This is a genomic window from Mesorhizobium sp. M8A.F.Ca.ET.202.01.1.1 (assembly GCF_004791595.1).
GTDB lineage: Bacteria > Pseudomonadota > Alphaproteobacteria > Rhizobiales > Rhizobiaceae > Mesorhizobium.
On record NZ_SRUN01000066.1, the window covers coordinates 1 to 486 of the forward strand.

The following is a 486-nucleotide window of genomic DNA, read 5'->3' on the forward strand; positions in this document are numbered from 1 at the left end:
GGCGAGATCGATCGCCACGTCGACGGGTTCCGAGCCGCCGAGATCATCCGCGACGGATTTGAGGTCGTCATCCTCGGCGCGCCGAATGCCGGGAAATCCAGCCTTTTCAATGCGTTGGCCAAGCGGGAGGCGGCGATCGTGACGGACGAGCCGGGCACGACGCGCGATCTGCTCGAAGTGGTGCTGGACCTCGAAGGGATGCGAGTCCGGGTCACCGATACGGCCGGCCTGCGCGCGGCGCCCGGCAAGGTGGAGGCGATCGGCATCGAGAAGGCGCGCGCCAAGGCGGGCGGCGCCGACCTTCTGCTGCTGCTGGAGGATATGGCGTTGCCCGTCGATCCTGGCGCGGTGCCGTCCGATGCGCCGCTGCTGAGGATCGGGGCAAAGGCGGACCTGGTTGCGGGTGAACTGCTTGTTGATCGCGCGAAACTCTATGACGTGGTGATCTCGATCAGGACTGGCACCGGGCTGTCCGATCTGCTGGCG

At 67.1% G+C, this 486-nt stretch carries 1 protein-coding gene; it reads left to right on the forward strand.

What is annotated here, in order from left to right; translation table 11 throughout:
* A partial coding sequence (locus tag EN845_RS33845; RefSeq protein ID WP_135931271.1) for a GTPase occupies positions 1-486 on the forward strand: 486 nt, incomplete at both ends.